21 protein-coding genes and 2 tRNA genes are annotated in these 20,981 nt (G+C 64.4%); 8 read left to right on the top strand and 15 right to left on the bottom strand.

Features of this window, described 5'->3' with window-relative positions; all coding sequences use genetic code 11:
- Positions 1–298: 298 nt before the first annotated feature.
- Entirely contained in the window at positions 299–1,708 is a 1,410-nt protein-coding gene (locus HWY05_RS12520) for an MATE family efflux transporter (protein ID WP_035547443.1), read from the bottom strand.
- A gap of 244 nt (positions 1,709–1,952) precedes the next feature.
- A complete protein-coding gene (locus HWY05_RS12515; RefSeq protein ID WP_035547440.1) occupies positions 1,953–2,171 on the bottom strand; it encodes an RNA-binding S4 domain-containing protein in 219 nt (72 codons plus the stop codon).
- Between the two features lie 326 nt (positions 2,172–2,497).
- Here HWY05_RS12515 and HWY05_RS12510 point away from each other — a divergent pair, with 326 nt between their 5' ends.
- From HWY05_RS12510 to HWY05_RS12500, 3 genes are all read left to right on the top strand, one after another.
- On the top strand, positions 2,498–2,935 hold the full coding sequence (locus HWY05_RS12510; RefSeq protein ID WP_035547438.1) for a hypothetical protein: 438 nt from the start codon (positions 2,498–2,500) through the stop codon (positions 2,933–2,935).
- A gap of 203 nt (positions 2,936–3,138) precedes the next feature.
- A complete protein-coding gene (locus tag HWY05_RS12505; RefSeq protein ID WP_176058546.1) occupies positions 3,139–3,411 on the top strand; it encodes a hypothetical protein in 273 nt (90 codons plus the stop codon).
- A 63-nt stretch (positions 3,412–3,474) separates the two neighbouring features.
- Entirely contained in the window at positions 3,475–5,694 is a 2,220-nt protein-coding gene (locus HWY05_RS12500) for an ATP-dependent helicase (RefSeq protein WP_176058545.1), read from the top strand.
- Positions 5,695–5,903: 209 nt separating this feature from the next.
- On the opposite strand, the gene HWY05_RS12495 is transcribed toward HWY05_RS12500, so the two are convergent.
- From HWY05_RS12495 to fdxA, 8 genes are all read right to left on the bottom strand, one after another.
- Positions 5,904–6,671 carry a DUF4088 family protein gene (locus HWY05_RS12495; protein WP_035547431.1) on the bottom strand — a complete coding sequence of 256 codons (768 nt, stop codon included), beginning with the start codon at positions 6,669–6,671 and terminating at the stop codon, positions 5,904–5,906.
- A 402-nt stretch (positions 6,672–7,073) separates the two neighbouring features.
- A complete protein-coding gene (locus HWY05_RS12490; protein ID WP_035547428.1) occupies positions 7,074–7,397 on the bottom strand; it encodes an AzlD domain-containing protein in 324 nt (107 codons plus the stop codon).
- Entirely contained in the window at positions 7,394–8,155 is a 762-nt protein-coding gene (locus HWY05_RS12485) for an AzlC family ABC transporter permease (RefSeq protein WP_176058544.1), read from the bottom strand. Before HWY05_RS12485 ends, HWY05_RS12490 begins: the two co-directional genes overlap by 4 nt.
- 161 nt (positions 8,156–8,316) lie before the next feature.
- Positions 8,317–9,147 carry an AraC family transcriptional regulator gene (locus HWY05_RS12480; RefSeq protein ID WP_176058543.1) on the bottom strand — a complete coding sequence of 277 codons (831 nt, stop codon included), beginning with the start codon at positions 9,145–9,147 and terminating at the stop codon, positions 8,317–8,319.
- A gap of 100 nt (positions 9,148–9,247) precedes the next feature.
- On the bottom strand, positions 9,248–9,724 hold the full coding sequence (locus HWY05_RS12475) for a CreA family protein (protein ID WP_035547419.1): 477 nt from the start codon (positions 9,722–9,724) through the stop codon (positions 9,248–9,250).
- Positions 9,725–9,971: 247 nt separating this feature from the next.
- Positions 9,972–10,047, bottom strand: a tRNA-Asn gene (locus HWY05_RS12470).
- Positions 10,048–10,109: 62 nt separating this feature from the next.
- A tRNA-Asn gene (locus HWY05_RS12465) sits at positions 10,110–10,185 on the bottom strand.
- A gap of 126 nt (positions 10,186–10,311) precedes the next feature.
- Entirely contained in the window at positions 10,312–10,635 is a 324-nt protein-coding gene (gene fdxA / locus HWY05_RS12460) for a ferredoxin FdxA (protein WP_035547417.1), read from the bottom strand.
- Between the two features lie 267 nt (positions 10,636–10,902).
- Between fdxA and pncB the strand changes: the two genes are divergently transcribed.
- The 5 genes from pncB to rmuC all read left to right on the top strand — a co-directional run bounded on the left by pncB (position 10,903) and on the right by rmuC (position 16,945).
- Positions 10,903–12,099, top strand: coding sequence for a nicotinate phosphoribosyltransferase (pncB, locus tag HWY05_RS12455; protein ID WP_035547414.1), 1,197 nt, complete (start codon positions 10,903–10,905; stop codon positions 12,097–12,099).
- Positions 12,100–12,260: 161 nt separating this feature from the next.
- Positions 12,261–12,923, top strand: a complete 663-nt coding sequence (locus HWY05_RS12450) for a lactate utilization protein C (protein WP_176058542.1) — start codon at positions 12,261–12,263, stop codon at positions 12,921–12,923.
- 62 nt (positions 12,924–12,985) lie between these two features.
- Positions 12,986–14,419, top strand: coding sequence for a sodium:proton antiporter (locus HWY05_RS12445; protein WP_035547408.1), 1,434 nt, complete (start codon positions 12,986–12,988; stop codon positions 14,417–14,419).
- Positions 14,420–14,501: 82 nt separating this feature from the next.
- On the top strand, positions 14,502–15,491 hold the full coding sequence (locus tag HWY05_RS12440; protein WP_176058541.1) for a D-glycerate dehydrogenase: 990 nt from the start codon (positions 14,502–14,504) through the stop codon (positions 15,489–15,491).
- A complete protein-coding gene (gene rmuC, locus HWY05_RS12435) occupies positions 15,488–16,945 on the top strand; it encodes a DNA recombination protein RmuC (protein ID WP_035547404.1) in 1,458 nt (485 codons plus the stop codon). The genes HWY05_RS12440 and rmuC overlap by 4 nt, the downstream gene beginning before the upstream one ends.
- Before the next feature lie 24 nt (positions 16,946–16,969).
- Here rmuC and HWY05_RS12430 read toward each other — a convergent pair whose 3' ends face one another.
- From HWY05_RS12430 to moaA, 5 genes are all read right to left on the bottom strand, one after another.
- Positions 16,970–17,458: a GNAT family N-acetyltransferase gene (locus HWY05_RS12430; RefSeq protein WP_176058540.1), complete on the bottom strand. Its 489-nt coding sequence runs from the start codon at positions 17,456–17,458 to the stop codon at positions 16,970–16,972.
- Complete coding sequence (locus HWY05_RS12425; RefSeq protein WP_035547397.1) at positions 17,458–17,733, bottom strand: hypothetical protein; 276 nt, start codon at positions 17,731–17,733, stop codon at positions 17,458–17,460. The genes HWY05_RS12430 and HWY05_RS12425 overlap by 1 nt, the downstream gene beginning before the upstream one ends.
- 79 nt (positions 17,734–17,812) lie before the next feature.
- A complete protein-coding gene (gene glp / locus HWY05_RS12420; protein WP_176058539.1) occupies positions 17,813–19,114 on the bottom strand; it encodes a gephyrin-like molybdotransferase Glp in 1,302 nt (433 codons plus the stop codon).
- Between the two features lie 83 nt (positions 19,115–19,197).
- Positions 19,198–19,812, bottom strand: coding sequence for a molybdenum cofactor guanylyltransferase MobA (gene mobA / locus HWY05_RS12415; protein WP_035547391.1), 615 nt, complete (start codon positions 19,810–19,812; stop codon positions 19,198–19,200).
- Positions 19,813–19,831: 19 nt separating this feature from the next.
- On the bottom strand, positions 19,832–20,941 hold the full coding sequence (moaA, locus tag HWY05_RS12410; protein ID WP_176058538.1) for a GTP 3',8-cyclase MoaA: 1,110 nt from the start codon (positions 20,939–20,941) through the stop codon (positions 19,832–19,834).
- Between the last annotated feature and the right edge of the window lie 40 nt (positions 20,942–20,981).

Here is a 20,981-nt window from a genome sequence, read left to right as displayed (position 1 = left end):
GTCCTTGATTGTGTTTTATGGCGCGGGTAATGGCGTGTTTTATGGCGAGCAGCGAGATCGGTCGGGCGGCGCGCCGTGACTGCGGCGTGCAGGCGGATGTCGGCCGCGGGTGTTACGGCGAGTCGCTGAAAGCGGGTGAGGCGCTGGCGGGCGGCGCGGGCCTTCGTGAGGCGCGCGGGCAGATTAGCGGCGCGTAGGCGTGGGTGTGCGCGGACGCGGCCGAGCGCGCATTTTACCTTTTACCGCGGGGTTTTCGCGCGGCGATGGTTGCGCGTGCAACCAGCCGCGCGACATCAACTTAAGCGGATGGACCCGTCGTCCCCGCTTCAACCGGCACCTGCCGCAAGCTCAGCTTATGAAAGCGCAGCGTCATCAGCAAGGCGACGCTCGCGAGCCCCGCCGCCAGTCCCCACCACAGGCCAAGCGCGCCGAGCCCGAAGTGAAACGCCAGCGTGTAGCCGGTCGGAAAACCGATCACCCAGTAGCCGAACGCCGCGGCGATCATCGGCACGCGCGTGTCCTTCAGACCGCGCAGACAGCCGGAGCCGACCGTCTGCATGCCGTCGACGATCTGGAAGATCGCCGCTACGCCGAGAAGCGAACTCGCCAGTTTGACCGTGGCCGCGTTGGCCGGATCGTCGAGATGCAGATACAGACCGACGATCCAATGCGGCGCCGCGATCAGCACGATGCCCGACAGCGTCATGAAGCCCACGCCGAGCGCCAGCGCGACGAACCCGGCGTGACGCGCGGCGAGCGGCTGCCCGGCGCCGGACCAGAAGCCGACCCGCACGTTGCCCGCCTGGCCGATCGCGAGCGGCACCATGAAGGCCACCGACGCCACGTTCAGCGCGATCTGATGCGCGGCCAGTTGCGATTCGCCCAGCAGGCCGACCATCAGACCCGTGGCGAGAAACAGCGTCGACTCGACGCCGTAGGTGATCGCCACCGGCCAGCCGATGCCGAACAGTTCACCCATCAACGGTACGTTCGGCCGTGTCGCGACGACGAAGTGACGGTAGCGCGGCCGCAAATGCAGCAGCGCCATCAGCACCAGCGCGCTCAGCCAGACGGTGATCGAGGTCGCGGCCGCCGAGCCGAGAAAGCCGAGCCGCGGCAAACCGTAGGCGCCGTGGATCAAGCCGTAGTTGAGAAAGCCGTTCACGACGACGCTCACGAGCGACACCCACAGCAGCCGCTTCGCCGCGCCGATCGCCGGCAGGAACGAGCGCATCAGGCCGACGCCGATCAGGCTGCCGAGCGAGCCCCAGCGCAATACGGACGCATATTCGCCGACGTTGTGCGCGAGCAGCGTGGGCTCGCCGAACGCCAGCAGGATCGGCGTGGCGAACGACAGTAGAAAGAACGCCGGCACCGACAGCAGCACCGACAGCACGAGGCCGGTCCAGTAGATATGCGGCACGCGGCTTTCGTCCTGAGCGCCGCGCGCATGCGACACGCTCACGCTGACGGAGGTCAGCACGCCTTGCAACAGCGTGACCACGACGAAAAACAGGTTCGCGCCGAGGCCGCCGGCGGCGAGCGCGTCGGGGCCGAGCGAGCCGAGCAGGATCGTATCGGTGACCGCCATGGCCATTTGCGCGAGCTGGGAGATCGCGAGCGGCGCGGCGAGCCGGGCGGTGTCGGCGGCATGGCGGGAAAGCGTCGGCGGCCGGGAGGCCACCCGGGTGAAGCTGGACTGAGTCATGGAAGCGCCTGGCGGCGAAAGTGGCGACCGGGTCACGGCCGGCGCGCGCTGCAGCGTTCGCGAGCGGGGCGGGCGGTGACCAAACGGCGAGGAGCGGCGGCTCGGCTAGCCAGCCGTTTGTTGTCTGTCGAATCTGACAGCTTATTGCTTAGGCGCGGCGCTGTCGATCAAAGAAGCACAATTTTGGTGCGTACGGCCCTCCGAATTTCCGGACCGTGGACCGTGGATAACGAAGAGGGAGTCGTCAGGCTTCGTGGACCGCGATGCGTGTGTCGCCGAACAGCACCACCTGGCCCGCGCGGATTTTGCAGGTTTTACGCGTCTCGACCCGTCCATCGACGGTGACCGCGCCGTCGCCGACCATCATTTTGGCTTGCCCGCCGCTCTCCGCGAGGCCCGTTATCTTCAGGAGATTGTGCAATTCGACGTAGTCGCCGGTGAGCGTGAAATCGAGGTTGGGCATGGCGTTTGCACCTTCAGGCAAAGGGTTCGCATCATAAGCCAGAAGCTTGCCCTGGATGAAGCCCGCGCTGTACGCGGGCCTTGTGTAGGGTTTTGCAAGCAGATGTTATGTAATTGTCGGAAAGTGAAACGTTCCGTAACAGCGTTCGCGGATTACGAATTTCACTCGTAAAGTGGATCTCAGTAGGGAAGCTTGCTGGATTTGTCCTGCAACGAGAAGGCCGGCCGAAGCATAGGTTTTTGCGCGAAAGATCCGTCACGACGGGTCGGCACGGCGCGAAGCCAGATAAGACGTCCGGTCACAACAACTTTAGAGAGGATTTAGCCATGACCCAGATTCGTACACTTCTGATCGGTACCGCCCTGACTGCTTTCGCCGCGACTGCCGCTGTTGCGCAGACCGCGCAGCCGGCCGCAGGTGCGGACGGCCAGGCTCAGATGCAGATGCAAGCAGCGCCCGCCGCCGCCGGCGTGCAGCCGGTGACGCCGGCGCCGACCCGTCTGACCGCGCCGGGCTCGACCGATCCGCTGGTGCAGAAGCGCGATGCCAACGCCAAGGCGAACGCCGAATACCGTGCGTCGAAGAAGGCGTCCAAGACGGAGCTGAAGGATCAGCAGAAGGCCGCCAAGGCGCAGTACAAAGATCAGGTGCGCGACGCCAAGATCAACCAGAAGGCGGATAAGCAAACCGCCAACAACGAAATGAAGATGAACATGCAAGGCCAGACGGGCGATCAGTCCGATGGCAGCGATGTGAAGCACTAAGTCGCCACTAAGTCGCTAACTCGCCAAGTTGGTCGGGCTTGGTGAAGAAGCGGCCGGGCGACGGCGTTTTCCTCTGTCGCGCCCGGCCGCTTCGGTTTTTAAATTTTGAATCACCGGGCTTTGGCCAGGCAGATTCTGCCGCAGGGCATCGTGGCCAGATTGATGGCCACGATGACTCAAATCCCGTTGTACGGAGGTATCGAATGAGCATTGCCCAATCCACCAGAAAACAGATCTACGCCGCGCTGATCGCGGGGTGCCTGTCGTCCATGGCGTCGATGGCGTTCGCGCAGGCGAGCGATCCGGCCGCCGCGCCCGTGACGCATGCCGACAAGAAGGCTGCGAAAGAACAATCGAAGGCGGACAAGAAGGCGTCCGTCGCGCAAGCCAAGGCCGACAAGAAGAAAACCGACGCGCAGGCCGACGCCGATAAGGCGAATGCCGACGCTAACGTGAAGGACGCGAAGAAGCAGTAACTGGCGCGCTTCGGCGTTGAGGGAGGCGACCCGAAATAAGGGTCGCTTGTCTGTGACGGTTGTATGGATATACAGTATGCGTCGCCATCCTCCATTCACTTCAGCGCCCGAATCCACGTGCTCTCCGTCGCCGACTCACCGCCGCCGTCCGATACATCCGCAGCGTCCGGTTCATCCGACGCAGCGGATGCCGCCGCCTGGCTGGCCAAGCTCAACGACGCGCAGCGCGAAGCCGTCGAACATGGCGCCGACACGCCTGATGCGCCGCCGGGCGCGTTACTGGTGATCGCAGGCGCGGGCTCCGGCAAGACCAACACGCTCGCGCACCGCGTTGCCAACCTCGTCGTGAAAGGCGCCGATCCGCGCCGCATTCTCCTGCTGACCTTTTCCCGCCGGGCGGCGCTCGAAATGACGCGCCGGGTCACACGCATTGCCGGCGCGGCACTCGGTGCTCGCGCCGCGCTCGCGCAAGGGCTGACGTGGTCGGGCACGTTCCATAGCGTCGGCGCGCGGCTGCTGCGCGAATACGCGGATCTGATCGGCCTCGCGCCGGCCTTCACGATCAACGACCGCGAGGATTCCGCCGACCTGATGAATCTGGTGCGCCATGAGCTCGGGTTATCCGCGAAAGAGCGGCGTTTCCCGGCTAAAGGCACCTGTTTCGCCATTTATTCGCGTGTGGTGAACACCGGCGCGTCGTTGGCGCATGTGCTCGATAGCGCGTTTCCTTGGTGCCGCGAGTGGGAGGACGATCTGCGCCGGCTGTTCGCCGCTTACGTCGACGCGAAACAGACGCAGAGTGTGCTCGATTACGACGATCTGTTGCTCTACTGGGCGCATATGGCCGCCGAGCCGGCCATCGCGGCGGATCTGTCGGGGCGCTTCGATCACGTGCTGGTCGACGAGTATCAGGACACCAACCGTCTGCAGGCGTCGATCCTGCTCGCCCTGAAGCCTGACGGCCGCGGCCTGACCGTGGTCGGTGACGACGCCCAGTCGATCTATTCGTTTCGCGGCGCGACCGTGCGCAATATTCTCGACTTTCCGGCGCAATTCGATCCACCGGCGCGTCAGGTCACGCTCGAACGCAACTACCGGTCGACCGCGCCGATTCTCGCGGCGTCGAACGCGGTGATCGAACTGGCTAGCGAGCGCTACACGAAGAACCTGTGGACCGACAAGGCGTCGGCGCAACGCCCGCGCCTCGTCACGGTCGCCGACGAAGCCGATCAGGCGCGCTACATCGTCGAACAGGTGCTCGACGCGCGCGAGCAGGGCATGAAGCTCAAATCCCAGGCGGTGCTGTTCCGCGCCGCGCACCACAGCGCCGCGCTGGAGATCGAACTGACCCGACGCAACATTCCGTTCGTGAAGTTCGGCGGACTGAAGTTTCTCGATTCGGTCCACGTCAAGGACGTGCTCGCGGTGCTGCGCTGGGCGGAGAATCCGCGCGACCGCGTCGCCGGGTTCCGCGTCGTGCAGTTGCTGCCCGGCGTCGGGCCGGCCACCGCCGCGAAAGTGCTCGACGAGATCGCCGCGCGCGCGGGCGCCGGCAATCCCGCCGACACCGCCGGCGGCGCGCTGGCCGCGTTCACCGCGCCGGCTCGCGCGCAGGAAGACTGGCATCCGTTCGTGAAACTGATGTCGAGCGTGTACGGTCGCCAGACGCCGTGGCCGTCCGAATTCGAAATGGTGCGGCGCTGGTACGAGCCGCATCTGGAGCGCAATCACGAGGACGCAGCGATCCGTCACGCGGATGTGTTGCAGATGGAGAGCATCGCGGGCACGTATCCGTCGCGCGAACGCTTTCTGACCGAGTTGACGCTCGACCCGCCCGACGCCACCAGCGGTGAATCCGGCGTCCCGCTGCTCGACGAAGACTATCTGATCCTATCCACGATTCATTCGGCGAAGGGGCAGGAATGGCGCAATGTGTTCGTGCTGAACGGCGTCGACGGTTGCATTCCGTCCGATCTCGGCACTGGCAGCGAAGAGGAAATCGACGAAGAGCGGCGCCTGCTTTACGTGGCGATGACGCGGGCTAAAGAGGATCTGCATATCGTCGTGCCGCAGCGTTTCTACGTGCACAACCAGACGCATATGGGCGACCGTCACGTGTGGGCGTCGCGCACGCGCTTCATTCCCGCGCATCTGATGCCGCTGTTCGACGCCTATGCGTGGCCGCGTGTGGCGATCCCGAGCGCGCCCACGGCGGCGGGGCTCGCCGCCGCAGCGCTGGCGAAGATCGAGATTGGGGCGAAGCTGAGGAAGATGTGGGATTGAGGGCGCTGAGGTGCGCTCTTTGGCGTCGCTGACTGGTGGGCCTCGTGACGACGGCCTATTTTGTCCGCTGCCATCTGGTGAGGCCTGATGCCTTAGGCCGTGGCCCGAGGCTTGATACCTCGGGCGGCCGGCGCAGGCCGCTAACGGCCGGCCTCCTGTATTTGGCGGTTTGAGCCGTTAGCCCATCGGCCCCAAACCGCCACCAACCCTTAGCGCGACTGCCGTTGCTGCTGTTGCGGCGCCGGACGCGGCGGCACGAAGAAATTGCGCAGCCAGGCCGCCAGCCGCGAAAACACGTCATACGGCTCTTCGACGAAAATCTCCGGCTTGAGCAGGCGCAAATATTCCATGATCTGCTGCGCTTCCTGCTTCTGGAACGAGCCGTGCGAAATGCCCAGTCGCAGCAGCCCACGCAGTTCGCCGAGCTTCTCGCGTGCCGTGCTGCCCACGCCGGTTTCGCACGCCACCTTCGCTTCGTACACGCGCTGACGCAGCGATTCCACCAACCGCCAGGCCGGCGTTTGCATCACTTCTTCCAGCGCCTGAATGTCCTGCGCGGCGCTCTTGATCTGCGCCGCGAGCGGATCGATCAGCGCGGCATCGCCTTCGGCTTCCTTGACGATCGCCGCCGCCCAGTCGCGGCACTGCTTGGCGAGCTCTTCCGGCGTCCATTCCGAACGCGCCGCGAAGCCGAAGCCGAATTCGCCCGCCTGCCGCATCAGAATCGCGACGACATCCGGGAATTCCTTGTCCAGCGTGCGTTTGGCCCATGCGTACTGGCCGCCTTGCAGCATCCGCTGCACGGCGTGTTCGGTCAGCGGCACCATGTTGTCGAGCAACTTGGCGCGTAAGAAATCCTCGAAAGACGGCGTCGCGAACTGCGGATCGAGCTTCAGCGAAACCCGCAGAAAAGCGTCGAAATCCTTGCGCAGCGTCGCAATGGTCTCGTCTTTGAGCGTGAGGGTGATTTGACCCATGTGTTATCCCGTTTGGTCCTGCCGCGCGGCTTCGTCGTGTCATCCGGCCGCCCATGGACCGGGTGAGACGCGACCCGTGATGCCGGCGCGATTGCTTCCTGCCTGTTGCCGCGTCACCAGCGGGACGTCATATCCCGATGTGCGGACCTCGACTTCATATCGGCGGATTCAGGGGAAACTTAAGGGTATACAGCCGATGGGAGCCGGCATTAGAAGGAAGCATCGCCCAACCCGTTCATGCCTGACGTTTGCCGTGCGTGCTTTGCTGCGCCTGGGTTGCCGTGTCGGATTGCCGTACTTCCCTGCCGGCGCCGTTCGCGGCAAAGGCGTCATGGCGCTGGGCACTCGATCGTTCGACAGGCAAGCCACCGTCGTCAATGCGGGCTCGACGGCGGCGCCCGGCTATTTAAGCACGACCAATTGCCAGACAAAAAAGACCGCCAGCCCGACCGCGATGGTCAGGAGCGGGCGCCGTGTCAGCGCGCTCACCAGGACGGCGGCGAGTGCGCCGACCAGTTGCGGATTGCGCCAGCTCAGTTCGGCCTGGGTGCCGTGCGGCGAAACCGCCATCGGCACGATGATCGCGGTCAGCACCGTCACCGGTACGAAGCCGAGGGCGGTGCGCACGAGCGGCGGAAACACCAGCCGGTCGCCGAGCACGAAGACGGCGGCGCGGATCACCCACGTGATGAGCGCCATGCCGAGGATCAGGGCGACGTAGTTCATCGCGACGCCTCCGCGTTGCCGCGTGTGCCGCGCGGGTTGGGACGCGCCGTCGACAGCAGCACGCCGACCGCGACGCCCGCGAATACGGCGCCGAGCAGGCCGAGCTTGTACGGCCATGCCTGCCAGAAGAAGGCCAGCGTGCCCGCCGTGACGGCGGCGGCGATGTAGCGCAGTGCGACGAGCTGTGGCACGACGATCGCGATGAAGGTGGCGACCATCGCGAAATCGAGCCCGAGCGATTGCAGGCCGGGGAATGCCGCGCCGAACAGCAGGCCGGCGGCGGTCCAGAGCTGCCAGTTCAGGTACATCGCGAGACCCGCGCCGAAGAAGTAGTGCGGACCGACGGTGCCGGGTTCCTTATGGCGGTAGTGCTCCCACGCGACCGCGAAGACTTCGTCCGTGAGCAGCGCACCGAGCGCCCAGCGCCAGCGTGTCGACAGATGCGCGACGTGCGGCGCGAGCGTCGCGCTATACAGCACGTGACGCAGATTGACGACCAGGGTGGTCGCCCAGATCACCGCGAAACTCGCATGACCGGCGATCAGGCCGAGCGCGATGAACTGCGCGGAGCCGGCGAACACGACTAGCGACATCAACTGGCCGTGCCATAGATGCAGTGGTCCGGAGGCGACGAGCGTGCCGAAAATGACGCCGAAGGGCGCGGCGCCGACCATCATCGGAATGATGTCGCGCGCGCCGGCGGTGAATGCTTTGAGGTGGCCTGTGCGGGTGGGCTGGGCCGGGGTGGAATGGGTCAATCTTGCCTCCTTGGTGCGGGAAGCATAGCGGGGGGCGGGTGGGTGGGGCTTGTACGTTCTTGCGGCGGGGGCGCCTTATGCAAAAGGTGGAACGGCGTGACGGAGGCTGAAGCGGTGAGACGGTTAGCCCGGCCGGTGAGCCGCTGTCGCTGCCGTTACGCTCAAACGCCTTGCCAGCGTCCGGGCGGCACGCCGAACATGCGCCGGAAGTGCCGCGTGAAATGGCTCTGATCGGTAAAGCCGCTGGCCGCGGCGACATCCGTGACCGACACGCCCGCGCGCAACGGTGCCAGCGCGCGCTGCAAGCGCACCTGATTGCGCCATGCATGGGGCGGCAGGCCAGTGGTCTGCGTGAACAGGCGCGCCGCGTGAAACGGCGAAAGCCCCGCCGCGCGCGCCAGGTCGGCGAGCGCGACGGCCTCGACGAGGTCTCCTGTCAGACGCTCTTTCATGAGCGCGACGCGAGTGTCGTCGGTAGCGAGGCGTGCGGGCCCCGCTTGCGTTTGCGAGTAGCGAACCAGCAGCATGGACACGGCGTCGAGCATGGCGGCTTCGGCGGCGAGTGGGTCGCTGCCCGCTTCGAGCAAACGATGCGCTTGCGCGAGCCGTTTCGCCAGATCGGGATCGCGGATCACGCCCGGCTCGAACCATGGCAACGCCTGCGGCTTGCCGGTGACTTCGTTCGCGAGGTCGTGAATGAAATCCACCGGTGCATAGATCACGCGATAGCGCCAGCCGGCCTCGATCGCTTTCGAACCGGTATGCAGTTCACCGGGATTGATGATCGGCACGGTGCCGGCCTCGGCCACATGGTAGGCGCCGCGATACCGATAGCCCTCGGCGCCCGCGACGATCACCGGGATCGTGTACGCGTCGTGCCAATGCGGCGCGAACTCGTGGTCGTGATATTCGGCGGTGACCAGATCCGCGCCGGGCAAAAGCGGCGTGCGCCAGTAGCGTGCGGAATTCTGGAAGCGATGGGCGGCGGTCATGATGAATCTTCGGCGGGGCCGTTCAGTGTAGCGCGACGTAAGCGCGGCCGCCCAATCTGACAGCGCGTCGGTCGATCGCGTTTTGCCGTAGGACGGCGGGCTACTTGAGCGGGATCGTGGTGCCGGCCGGCATCGGCACGGCGCTCACGCTGTTTTTCGCGCTGCCGCTGACCACCCGGTCGCTGTACGTGAGATACACCAGCGTATTGCGCTTCGCGTCGACCACCCGCACCACGTGCAGCGATTTGAAGATCAGCGACATGCTCACCGAGAACACATCGGCCTGTTGCTTGAGCGGTCCGGTGAAATGGATCGCGCCGACCTGACGGCAGGCGATGGACGCCTCGGTCGGATCTTCGGCGATACCGAGCGTGCCCTTGACGCCACCGGTTCGCGCTCGCGACACATAGCAGGTCACGCCCTGGACGATCGGATCGTCGTACGCTTCGACCACGACGCGATCGGAACCGGTGATGCGGAAGTTGGTATTGACGCTGCCGACTTCTTCGCCGTGCGCGGAGGGCAGTAGCAGGGCGGCAGCGGTTGCAAGGGCGAAGCTCAACGAGGTGGGTTTCATGGGTTGCCGGAAGTGAGCACGTGAGTTGAGCGCGACAAGGCGTGCGAGTTGGATGCGAAGTGCGCGCGCAGAAGTCGCCATCGTATAACGGCGCGCCCGTGAAAGGGCTGGTGCAAATGGGCTGGCGTGCTGGAGCGCTGGAGGTTGCGGCGGTTGGCGATCTTGAGATCGATGAGCGAAGCGTGGCTCGCAAAATGCACGTCGAAAAACAAAAAGGCCCGCACGAATGCGGGCCTTTCAAATTTTTTGGCTCCTCGACCTGGGCTCGAACCAGGGACCTACGGATTAACAGTCCGGCGCTCTACCAACTGAGCTATCGAGGAACAGCAGTGCAACTTGATCTACATAAAAAAGCCCGTATTGGTTAACGGGCTTTTGAAATTCTTGGCTCCTCGACCTGGGCTCGAACCAGGGACCTACGGATTAACAGTCCGGCGCTCTACCAACTGAGCTATCGAGGAACAGAACAACAAACAGCAGAGAAGCGAAATTGTAGAAGCAGCTTAAGCGCCTGTCAATACCCTACGCGGCTCGTTTTCACTTGAATCGACCCATGAGATCCGAACCGAGGGGACAGGCGGTCACGCTCAGCGAGCGAGCAGCTCGAGCTTTTCCTTAATGTCCTTGAACTCGTCGGCTTCCGGCAGCGGAGCCTTGGTCTTGGTGATGCTCGGCCAGTTTTTCGCCAGGTCGGCGTTCAGCTCGATGAAGTTCTGCTGGTCGCCCGGCACGTCTTCTTCGGCATAAATGGCATTCACCGGGCACTCGGCCACGCACACGGCGCAGTCGATGCATTCGTCGGGGTCGATCGCGAGGAAGTTGGGACCTTCGCGAAAGCAGTCCACGGGACACACATCGACGCAGTCGGTATAGCGGCACTTAATGCAGCTTTCGGTCACAACGTGAGTCATTCAGGCAGCTCCTGCATGCAGAATCAGGGAAGGCGAATACGCCAAAAGCGCTATTGTAACGTAACGTCAAGAGGCGGTTGCAGCATCGGGCTACGGCTTTTATACGTTTTCGTGATTAGTTTATGGTGGGCTGAACAGCCGTCCTTCGGCACGCGGAATTCGCGTGCATTCGGGTAACATGCGTCAGGTCGGCGGCCATGGGGCACGCCGCATGCGCATAGGTTGAGTCAGGCCTTCCGTTCTTCCTGCGGTCCAGTTCGCACCATCATGATTATTACTTCGCTGCTCGACACCGATCTGTACAAGTTCACGATGATGCAAGTGGTGTTGCATCACTTTCCCGCGGCGAACGTGGAATATCGCTTCCGCTGCCGTACGCCGAATGTCGATCTCGTGCCGTATATCGCCGAGATTCGCGACGAAGTGCGCAAGCTGTGCGATCTGCGCTTTACCGACGACGAGCTCGACTACCTGCGGCGCATGCGCTTCATCAAGGGCGACTTCATCGAGTTTCTCGCGCTGTTCCATCTGAACGAGAAATACATTTCGATTGAGCCATCGCCGAAGGGCAACGGCGAAATCGACATCGAGATCAAAGGACCGTGGCTGCATACGATCCTGTTCGAGATCCCGATGCTCGCGATCGTCAACGAAGTCTATTTCCGCAACACGCAGCAGAAGCCCGACTACAGCGAAGGGCGCGGCCGTCTCGTCGAGAAGATCCAGTTGCTGGGCGCCCGCCCGGAATTCGCCGACTGCAAGATCGCCGACTACGGCACCCGCCGCCGCTTCTCGAAACAATGGCACGAGGAAGTGATCCTCACGCTCAAAGACGGGCTGGGCGAGCAGTTCGCCGGCACCAGCAACGTCTTCTACGCGATGAAGCACAGCCTCACGCCGCTCGGCACGATGGCGCACGAATACCTGCAGGCTTGCCAGGCGCTCGGTCCACGGTTGCGTGACTCGCAGATCTTCGGCTTCGAAATGTGGGCCAAGGAATATCGCGGCGACCTGGGGATTGCGCTCTCCGACGTGTACGGCATGCAGGCTTTCCTGCGCGACTTCGACATGTACTTCTGCAAGCTGTTCGACGGCGCGCGCCACGATTCCGGCGATCCGTTCGACTGGGGCGAGCGCCTGCTCAAGCATTACGAAGAGAATCGCTGCGACCCGCGCACCAAGATTCTCGTGTTCTCCGACGCTCTTGATATTCCCAAGGTGCTGCAGTTGTACGAACGATTCCGCGGCCGCTGCAAACTGGCCTTCGGCGTGGGCACCAACCTGACCAACGACCTCGGCTACAACCCGCTGCAGATCGTCATCAAGATGGTTCGCTGCAATGGTCAGCCCGTGGCCAAGCTGTCGGATTCGCCGGGCAAGAACATGTGCGAAGACAAGGCCTATCTGGCGTATCTGCGCCAGGTGTTCGGCATCGCGCAGCCTGAGGAAGAGGTGTCGAAGTAAGCCGCTTCGTCTGCGGCTGTCCGCTGCCGGTCTTGCGTTGCCGTTACTTTGCCCGTGCGTCCGGCGGCCCGCAATAGGCCGTTCGGCCAGGGTGTTCGCGCGCAGGGTGGCCGGTATAATCCTCGTCACATTGCACGGCTGTCGACACGAGGATTTCGCATATGGACACATCGATTGCCCGCCGCAACATCCTGGCGCGCATCCGCGCAGCGCAAGGGCGTGAGTCCGAGCCGTCCGCTGCCGAACGCGAGACTGCCGCCGATTACGTGGCGCGTCATCCGCCGGGTCCGCGGCCGGAGATGCCGGCCGATCTGAGCGCGCGCTTCATCGAAGAAGCCCAGAAAATGGCGACCACGGTGGAGCAGGTTCAGGCAATGAGCGAGGTGCCGGCCGCCGCGCATCGCTATCTCACGCAGCACGCTTTGCCGTTGCAGGCCATTGCCTGGCAAACGCTGCAGAACCTGCAGTGGGCCGAAGCCGGCCTCAGCGTCGAATTCCGCAAGCCGCGAGACGGCGACGTGGTGGGTCTCACCGGCTGCTTCTGCGCAACGGCCGAAACCGGCACGCTGGTTTTGCTGTCCGGTCCGCAGACGTATGCGTCGGCCGGTCTGCTGCCGGAAACGCACATCGCGATCGTGCCGGCTTCGCGCATCGTCGCAGGTCATGAAGAGGCTTTCGGCCTGATTCGCAGCGAGCGCGGCGAATTGCCGCGCGCGGTCAATTTCGTCTCCGGGCCATCGCGCACCGGCGATATCGAACAGACCATCGTGCTCGGCGCGCATGGGCCTTACCGGGTGCATGTGATCGTCGTGCAAGGCGCCTGAGCAGCGCGCGCATCGGTGTCTTTGGCCATCGCGGCCACCGTAATAACAAGGACTTCAAGAATATGAAAGGGCACGCCGGTTGGGCGAGCATGGCGCTCGCCATTGTTGCATCGACGTTGGCGGGTTGGTCTCAACCGGCCGCTGCCGCGACGCTGGACGGCGCGACCTTGTCCGCGCTGTGGGGCTTGCCGTTCGCCGGCGTGCTGCTGTCCATCGCGGTATTCCCGCTGGTGGCGCCGGCGTTCTGGCATCACCATTTCGGCAAGATCGCGGCAGCGTGGGCGCTGCTGTTCCTCGTGCCGTTCGCGCTCACGTTCGGAACCGGCGTGGCGTTCGGCGCGCTCGTGCATGCGTTGCTCGAGGAATACATTCCGTTCATCGTGCTGCTCACGGCGCTCTATACCGTGGCGGGTGGCATCTGCGTGCGCGGTAATCTGCACGGCACGCCGCGCCTGAATACCGGCATCCTCGCGCTCGGCACCTTGCTGGCGAGCATCATGGGCACGACCGGCGCGGCCATGCTGTTGATCCGTCCGTTGCTGCGCGCCAACGACAACCGCAAGCACGTGGTCCACGTGGTCGTGTTCTTCATTTTTCTGGTGGCGAATGCCGGTGGTTCGCTCTCGCCGTTGGGCGATCCGCCGCTGTTCCTCGGTTTCCTGCAAGGCGTCAGTTTCTTCTGGACCACCACGCATCTCGCGCTGCCCATGCTGTTTGTCTGTGCGGTGCTGCTCGGCGGGTTCTACGCGTTGGACTCGTATTACTTTCATCGGCGCGAAGAAGAGCGTTCGCGCTTTCTCGATCCGACGCCGGACTCGCCGTCGCTCGGTATCGACGGCAAGATCAATTTTCTGCTGCTCGGCGCGGTAATCGGCTTGGTGTTGATGAGCGGGTTGTGGAAGCCGGGCATCGAGTTCGACGTGTTCGGTACGCACGTGGCGTTGCAGAACGCCGTGCGCGATCTCGCGCTGATCGGCGTGACGTTGCTCTCGCTGGTGTTGACGCCGCGCACGGCGCGCGCCGGCAACGATTTCAACTGGGCGCCGATCGAAGAAGTGGCCAAGCTGTTCGCCGGCATCTTCGTGACGATCGCGCCGGTCATCACGATCCTGCGCGCCGGCCGCGAGGGCGCGTTCGCGGGCATCGTCGATCTGGTCAACCACGCGTCGGGCCAGCCGCACGACGCGATGTACTTCTGGGCCACCGGCCTGCTGTCGTCGTTTCTCGACAATGCGCCGACCTATCTCGTGTTCTTCAATCTGGCCGGCGGCGACGCGCAGACCCTGATGACCACCGGGGCCACCACGCTCGCCGCCATCTCGGCAGGCGCGGTGTTCATGGGCGCGAATACGTATATCGGCAATGCGCCGAACTTCATGGTGAAAGCGATCGCGGAATCGCGCGGCGTGCGTATGCCGAGTTTCTTCGCATATCTCGGCTGGTCTTGCACGGTGTTACTGCCGCTGTTTCTCGTGACCGGCTGGCTGTTCTTTTAACGCACAGTTTCGAACCAACCCGACCCGAACCGACCTTTATCGCCGAGGCAAACCAGCTCGACGCGCTATACGGAGAATGGCAATGCAAAAGATCCTCGTCGCCCGTCCGATTTTTCCCGATGTGATCGAACGGCTCAAACAGTATTTCGACGTCGACTGGAATCAGGGCGAGGTCATGGCCGCCGACGACCTGACGCGTCGTCTGGCGGACAAAGACGGCGCGCTGACCGCGGGCGATCCGGTCGGCGCGGCCGCCCTCGCGGCGGCGCCGCGTTTGCGCGTGGTGTCGAACATGGCCGTGGGTTACAACAACTTCGACATGGCCGCGTTCAATGCGTCGAACGTGCTCGCCACCAATACGCCGGACGTGCTGAACGAGTCGACCGCGGACTTCGGCTGGGCGCTGATGATGGCGGCCGCGCGCCGTCTCGCTGAATCGGAGCATTGGTTGCGCGCGGGTCAATGGCAGAAGTGGGCGTACGACGGTTTTCTCGGCAGCGACCTGTATGGCTCGACGCTCGGCGTACTCGGCATGGGCCGGATCGGCCAGGCGCTGGCGCGTCGCGCGAAGGGTTTCAACATGCAGGTGATTTATCACAACCGCTCGCGTGTCGCGCCGGAGATCGAAGCCGAACTGAACGCCGAATACGTGTCGAAGCAGGACCTGTTGCGGCGTGCCGATCATGTCGTGCTGGTCTTGCCGTACACCAAGGAAAACCACCACACGATCGGCGCCGCCGAATTCGCCTTGATGAAACCGAGCGCGACGCTGACCAATATCGCGCGCGGCGGGATTGTCGACGACGCCGCGCTGGTCCACGCGCTGCGCTCGAAGCAGATCGCCGCCGCGGGGCTGGACGTGTTCGAAGGCGAGCCGAAGCTCAATCCGGATCTGCTCACCGTGCCGAATATCGTGCTGACGCCGCACATTGCCAGCGCGACCGAAGCCACGCGCCGCGCCATGGCGAACCTCGCCGCAGATAACCTGATTGCCGCGTTGGGCGAAGGACCGCGCGCCGGTCGTCCGCCGAATCCGATCAACCCCGAGGTCATCGGCCGGGCGCGTTCATGACCCTGATTCTGGTGGCGGCCGTCGCGGTGCTGGCGGTCGCCTTGCTTATCGCGTTGGCCGTGTTGCTGCGCGGCTCCGGCCGCGCGGAGGACAGCGAGCCGTTCGAACTGGTCAACGAGCGCATCGACGCGGCGGCCGACGCGCAAGCCCATGCGTATGAACGCCTCGAGCGGCAACTGCGCAATGACATCGCCGAGACGGCGCGCGTGTCGCGCACCGAGCAGAGCAGCGGCTTCGCGCATTTTCAGCAGACGCTCGCGGCGCAGTTCAGCAGCATGACCACGGTGCAGGGCGGCAAGATCGACGGTTTCGCGCAGCAGCTCGACGCCGTGCGTCACAGCTTGCAGCAGCAGGCGCAGCAGGCGCGTGACGAGCAGGGTCGTTCGCTCAAGCAGTTCGGCGATACGCTGAGCCTGCAACTGGGGCAACTGACCGAAGCGAACGATCGCCGCTTCACCGAAGTGCGCGCGACCATCGAGCAGCGGCTCAAGGACATCGAGGCGAATAACTCGGCCAAGCTCGAGGAAATGCGCCGCACCGTCGACGAAAAGCTGCACGCCACGCTCGAACAACGCCTCGGCGAGTCGTTCAAGCTGGTGTCCGACCGGCTCGAACAGGTGCATCGCGGATTGGGCGAGATGCAGACGCTGGCGGCCGGTGTCGGCGATCTGAAGAAAGTGCTCACCAACGTCAAGACGCGCGGCACATGGGGCGAAGTGCAACTGGAAGCGTTGCTCGACCAACTGCTCACTGCCGATCAATACGCGAAGAACGTCGCGACGGTGCCGAAGAGCACCGAGCGCGTCGAATTCGCGATCAAGCTGCCGGGTCGCGCGGAGCAAGGCAGCACGGCCACGCCCGTATGGCTGCCGATCGACGCTAAATTCCCGCGCGAAGATTACGAGCGCTTGATCGAAGCGCAGGAGCGCGCCGATCCGGTCGCGGTGGAAGAAGCGTCGCGCGCGCTGGAAGCGCGGATTCGCGCCGAGGCTCGCACAATCGCGGAGAAGTACGTGGCGCCGCCGCATACCACCGACTTCGCGCTGCTGTTCCTGCCAACCGAAGGCTTGTACGCGGAAGTCTTGCGTCGGCCGGGGCTAACCGACATGCTGCAACGCGACTATCGCGTGACGATCGCCGGTCCGACTACGCTGACCGCGTTGCTCAATAGTTTGCAGATGGGTTTCCGCACGCTCGCGATCGAGAAGCGCTCGAGCGAGGTGTGGCAGGTGCTTGGCGCGGTGAAAACGGAGTTCGGCAAATTCGGCGACGTGCTGGCCAAGACCAAGGCGCAACTGGAAACCGTTACGCGTTCAATCGAAGCCGCCGAAACGCGCACGCGGGTGATGAACCGCAAGCTGCGCGATGTCGAAGCGTTGCCGGGCGAAGCGGCGAGCGGCTTGCTCGGCGATGCGCTATCTGGCGTGGAGCCTGACGAGCAATTGGGTGAATAGGGCGGAACGTGGGGCGCGCGCCACTCAGGCGCCCGTGCCCGCAGCCAGCTTTGCTAGCGCGTCGCCTGTCAGACGCACTACGCGCCAATCCGGCATCACGGTTGCGCCCATCTTTTCGTAGAAGTTGATGGCCGGCTGATTCCAGTCCAGCACGGTCCACTCGAAGCGTCCGCATTGGCGCTCCACCGCCAACGCCGCGAGGCGCTGCAGTAAAGCACTGCCCAGTCCGCTGCCGCGCTGGCTCGGCTGCACGTAGACGTCTTCCAGATACAGTCCGCGCTTGCCGACAAAACTCGAATAATTGTGGAAGAACAGCGCATAGCCGACGATGCGCCCTTCCTGTTCCGCGACCAACGCTTCGATCGACGGCCGCGTGCCGAACAGCGCGTCGCGCAGACCGTCTTCGGTCGCGACAAACACGTGTGTGAGGCTTTCGAACTCCGCCAGTTCGTACGTCAGCGCGAAGATCTCGCTGGTGTCCGCGGGCGTGGCGGCGCGGATCGCTGCCGGCATCAGGCTTCTTCCGGCGCGTCGCTCAACTGGATTTCAATACCGCCGAAGCGTGACGCCACCCAGTTGTACGCGTGGCACGCGATCCACAGCAGGATGAAGCCGAGAATCGCGTTCAGCAGCAGCGCGCTGAACACGGTGCTCAATTCCACCGAGCCGTAGCGGAAGAACGCGACCAGCACGCCGAGCAGCACGAGCGGCACCGAGAACGTCAAATACACGAGGATCAGTGCTTTGGCCGTCTGTCCCGGTGCGATGAACGAGATCTGTTTTTTCATGTAAGTCAAACCCGTGAGTCGTAGTGGTAATGGGTGAAGCTGCAACTAGTCGCCAGAGTAGGCGCGGGGCGCCGAAGCGTCAGATGAGGCCGTCGAACGGCATGATAGCCACTTGTTGCCCTTGGGCGATCTCGCCCTCATCGTGATCGAGCACGATGAAACAATTGGCTTCGCTCATGGAACTCAGCACGCCGGAGCTTTGCGAACCGGTTGGCGTGACGTGCCATTCTCCTTGCTCGCTCTGAACCGCCACGCCCCGCTGGAATTCCGTACGGCCGGCGCGTTTGCGGATGGCCTGGCGGCTCGTGGCGCGAATCACCGGCAGCGGCTGTGGCGTGGCGCCCGACATGAGCAGCAGCGCCTCGCGCACGATCTGATAGAACGTCACCATCACGGCCACCGGGTTGCCCGGCAACCCGAAGAATAGCGCGGGTTGCCCGAGACCCGGTCGCTCGCCCGACCAGACACGGCCAAAAGCGAGCGGCCGGCCTGGGCGCATGGCGAGGCTCCAGAACGCGACGTCGCCGAATGTTTGCAGCAATTGCTTGGTGAAATCGGCTTCGCCGACCGAGACGCCGCCGGAGGTTAGCACCATGTCGGCATTGGCCGCGGCGCTGCGCAATGCGGCTTCCAGCGCGGCCGGTTCGTCGCGCACTACGCCGAGGTCGAGCGTGTCGACGTTCAGGCGCCGCAGCATGGCAAACAGCGTGTAGCGGTTGCTGTCGTACACCGAGCCCGGGTCGAGCGACTCGCCGAGCGAACGCAGTTCGTCGCCGGTCGAGAAGAAGGCGACGCGCAAGCGCCGCCGCACATTCACCTCGCCGATGCCGAGCGAAGCCAGCAAGCCCAGGTCCGACGCGCGCATGACACGGCCGGCCCGCAAAGCCACGTGGCCGCGAGCGAGATCTTCGCCGGCGAGACGCCGGTTGGCGCCCGGCGCTACCGCGTGGGTGGCAAAGCGGATCGACGTGCATTCGGCATTGCGTTCGACCCGTTCCTGCGGCACCACGGTGTCGCAGTCTGCCGGCATGCAGGCGCCGGTCATCACGCGCACGCATTGCGTCGTCGCGACGCCGCCTTCGTATGGATGCCCGGCCAGCGCCTTGCCGACGATCGTCAACTCGACGGTTGCCGTATCGCCTGCCAATGCGGCGCGCCGGAATGCGTAGCCGTCCATGGCCGAATTGTCGTGCGACGGCACGGCGATCGGCGACACGATGTCGACAGCTAGCACGCGGTCGAGCGCATCGCGCAACGCCACGCGTTCAACCGCCGCGACCGGCGCGGCCCATTGACGAACAATCGCCTGAGCCGCCTTGACGGGCAGCGCGTGAGGATCGTACTGCGCGACGCAGTGGGAAAAGTCGTTAAGCGTGGTCATGAAGGGCTGGGCGTCGCGACCGGTGGCCGGAGTGGAAACGCGCGGCGTGTGCCGTGTGGCCGGAGCGGGATTTCACCGGGGCCTCAAGCGCGCTCGAGGTCGGAGAGTTCTTGTAACGAATTGATATTGTAAAACGCGCGCTCGTCGGTAAAGGTGACTTCCACCGTCTTGTGGCGTGCGTACCACGCGCGAACTTTGCGCTCACCCGCGTCCAGAAAGGCCGCCAGGTCGTCCGCGAGCGTCGTGCGCAGCAGCGCGAAGACCGGGTGCAGCGAGACTTCGCCCTGGGCGTCGGCAGTCGTGACGGTGGCGATGTCAGCCTGGTTCGCGTCCATGGCGTGCGCGAGGCGCATGGCCAGATCGGCAGGCAGGCCGGGCGTGTCGCACGGCGCGCTGAGCAGGTAGGCGGTGCGCGCCGTGCGCAGTCCGGCGAGCAAGCCGGCTAGCGGGCCGGGGAAGCCGGGGAGGGTATCGGCCACGATCGTGGCACCGAACGGCGCACCGAGCGCCGCGTAGATTTCCGGATGACGATTGGCGCTGATCAGCAGGGCGCCGCACTGCGGTGCGAGGCGCTTCAGTACGTGGGCGGCGAGCGGTTCGCCGTGCAGTGTTTGCAGGCCTTTGTCGACGCCGCCCATGCGCATGCCGCGGCCGCCCGCGAGCACCAGACCGGTGATGTGTTCGCGTGTCGGTTTCATGCTGTCATGCGCCGGTCGTTCAGCCGCCGATGTACGACATTTCGACGCGCCGGCTGTCCAGCACGCGCGTCTCGGCGCCGCTGCTGCCACGCAGTTGCGAATAGCGGTCACCGCGGCCCTGCCAGATTTCGGCGACGGCGGTGGCGATGCCCGCGTCGTTCGCGCCACTGCGCAACAACGCCCGTAAGTCGTGACCGGCCGACGCGAACAGGCACAGGTACAGCTTGCCCTCGGTCGACAGACGCGCCCGCGTGCAACTGCCGCAAAACGCGCGCGTCACGCTCGAAATCACGCCGATCTCGCCGCTGCCGTCCACATAGCCCCAGCGCTGCGCGGTCTCGGCGGCGCTGTGCGCGTCGAGCGGGGCCAGCGGGAAATGTTCGGCGATGCGGGTGACCACCTCGGCGGATGGGAGTACCTCGGTCATGTTCCAGCCGTTCGAGGTGCCGACATCCATATATTCGATGAAGCGCAGCACCGCGCCCGAGCCTTTGAAATGGCGCGCCATCGGCACGATTTCACAGTCGTTCGTGCCGCGCTTGACGACCATGTTGACCTTGACCGGTGCCAGCCCCACCGCGTGCGCCGCGGCAATGCCGTCCAGTACGTCGGCGACCGCGAAGTCGGCGTCGTTCATGCGGCGGAACAGGCTGTCGTCGAGCGCGTCGAGACTGACGGTGACGCGGGTCAGGCCGGCGTCTTTCAGGCTACGCGCCTTGCGCGCCAGCAGCGAACCGTTGGTGGTCAGAGTCAGGTCGAGCGGCCGGCCGGCCGGCGTGGTGAGCTGCGCGAGCCGTTCGATCAGGAATTCCAGATTTTTACGCAGCAGCGGCTCGCCGCCCGTCAGGCGGATTTTCTCCACGCCATGTGCGACGAACAGTCGCGCCAGTCGTTCGATTTCTTCGAAGCTGAGCAAGGCGCTGTGCGGCAAGAACGTGTAGTCCTTGTCGAACACCGCGCGGGGCATGCAGTAGACGCAGCGGAAATTGCAACGATCCGTCACCGAGATGCGCAAATCGCGCAGCGGGCGCGCCAGCGTGTCGTGCAGCACGCCTATGGGCGTCTGCACGGGGCCGGCAATGACCGGCGCCGCGCTGAAATCGGCAACAGGGATGATGCGTCGGGACATGAAATGCTTCGGTTAGTGCTTGAAAATAAAGCCAGATATT

Source organism: Paraburkholderia sp. BCC1876 (assembly GCF_902833695.1).
Lineage (GTDB): Bacteria > Pseudomonadota > Gammaproteobacteria > Burkholderiales > Burkholderiaceae > Paraburkholderia.
Note: the sequence above shows the minus strand (reverse complement) of the source record. Positions and strands in the feature narration are given on the sequence as shown.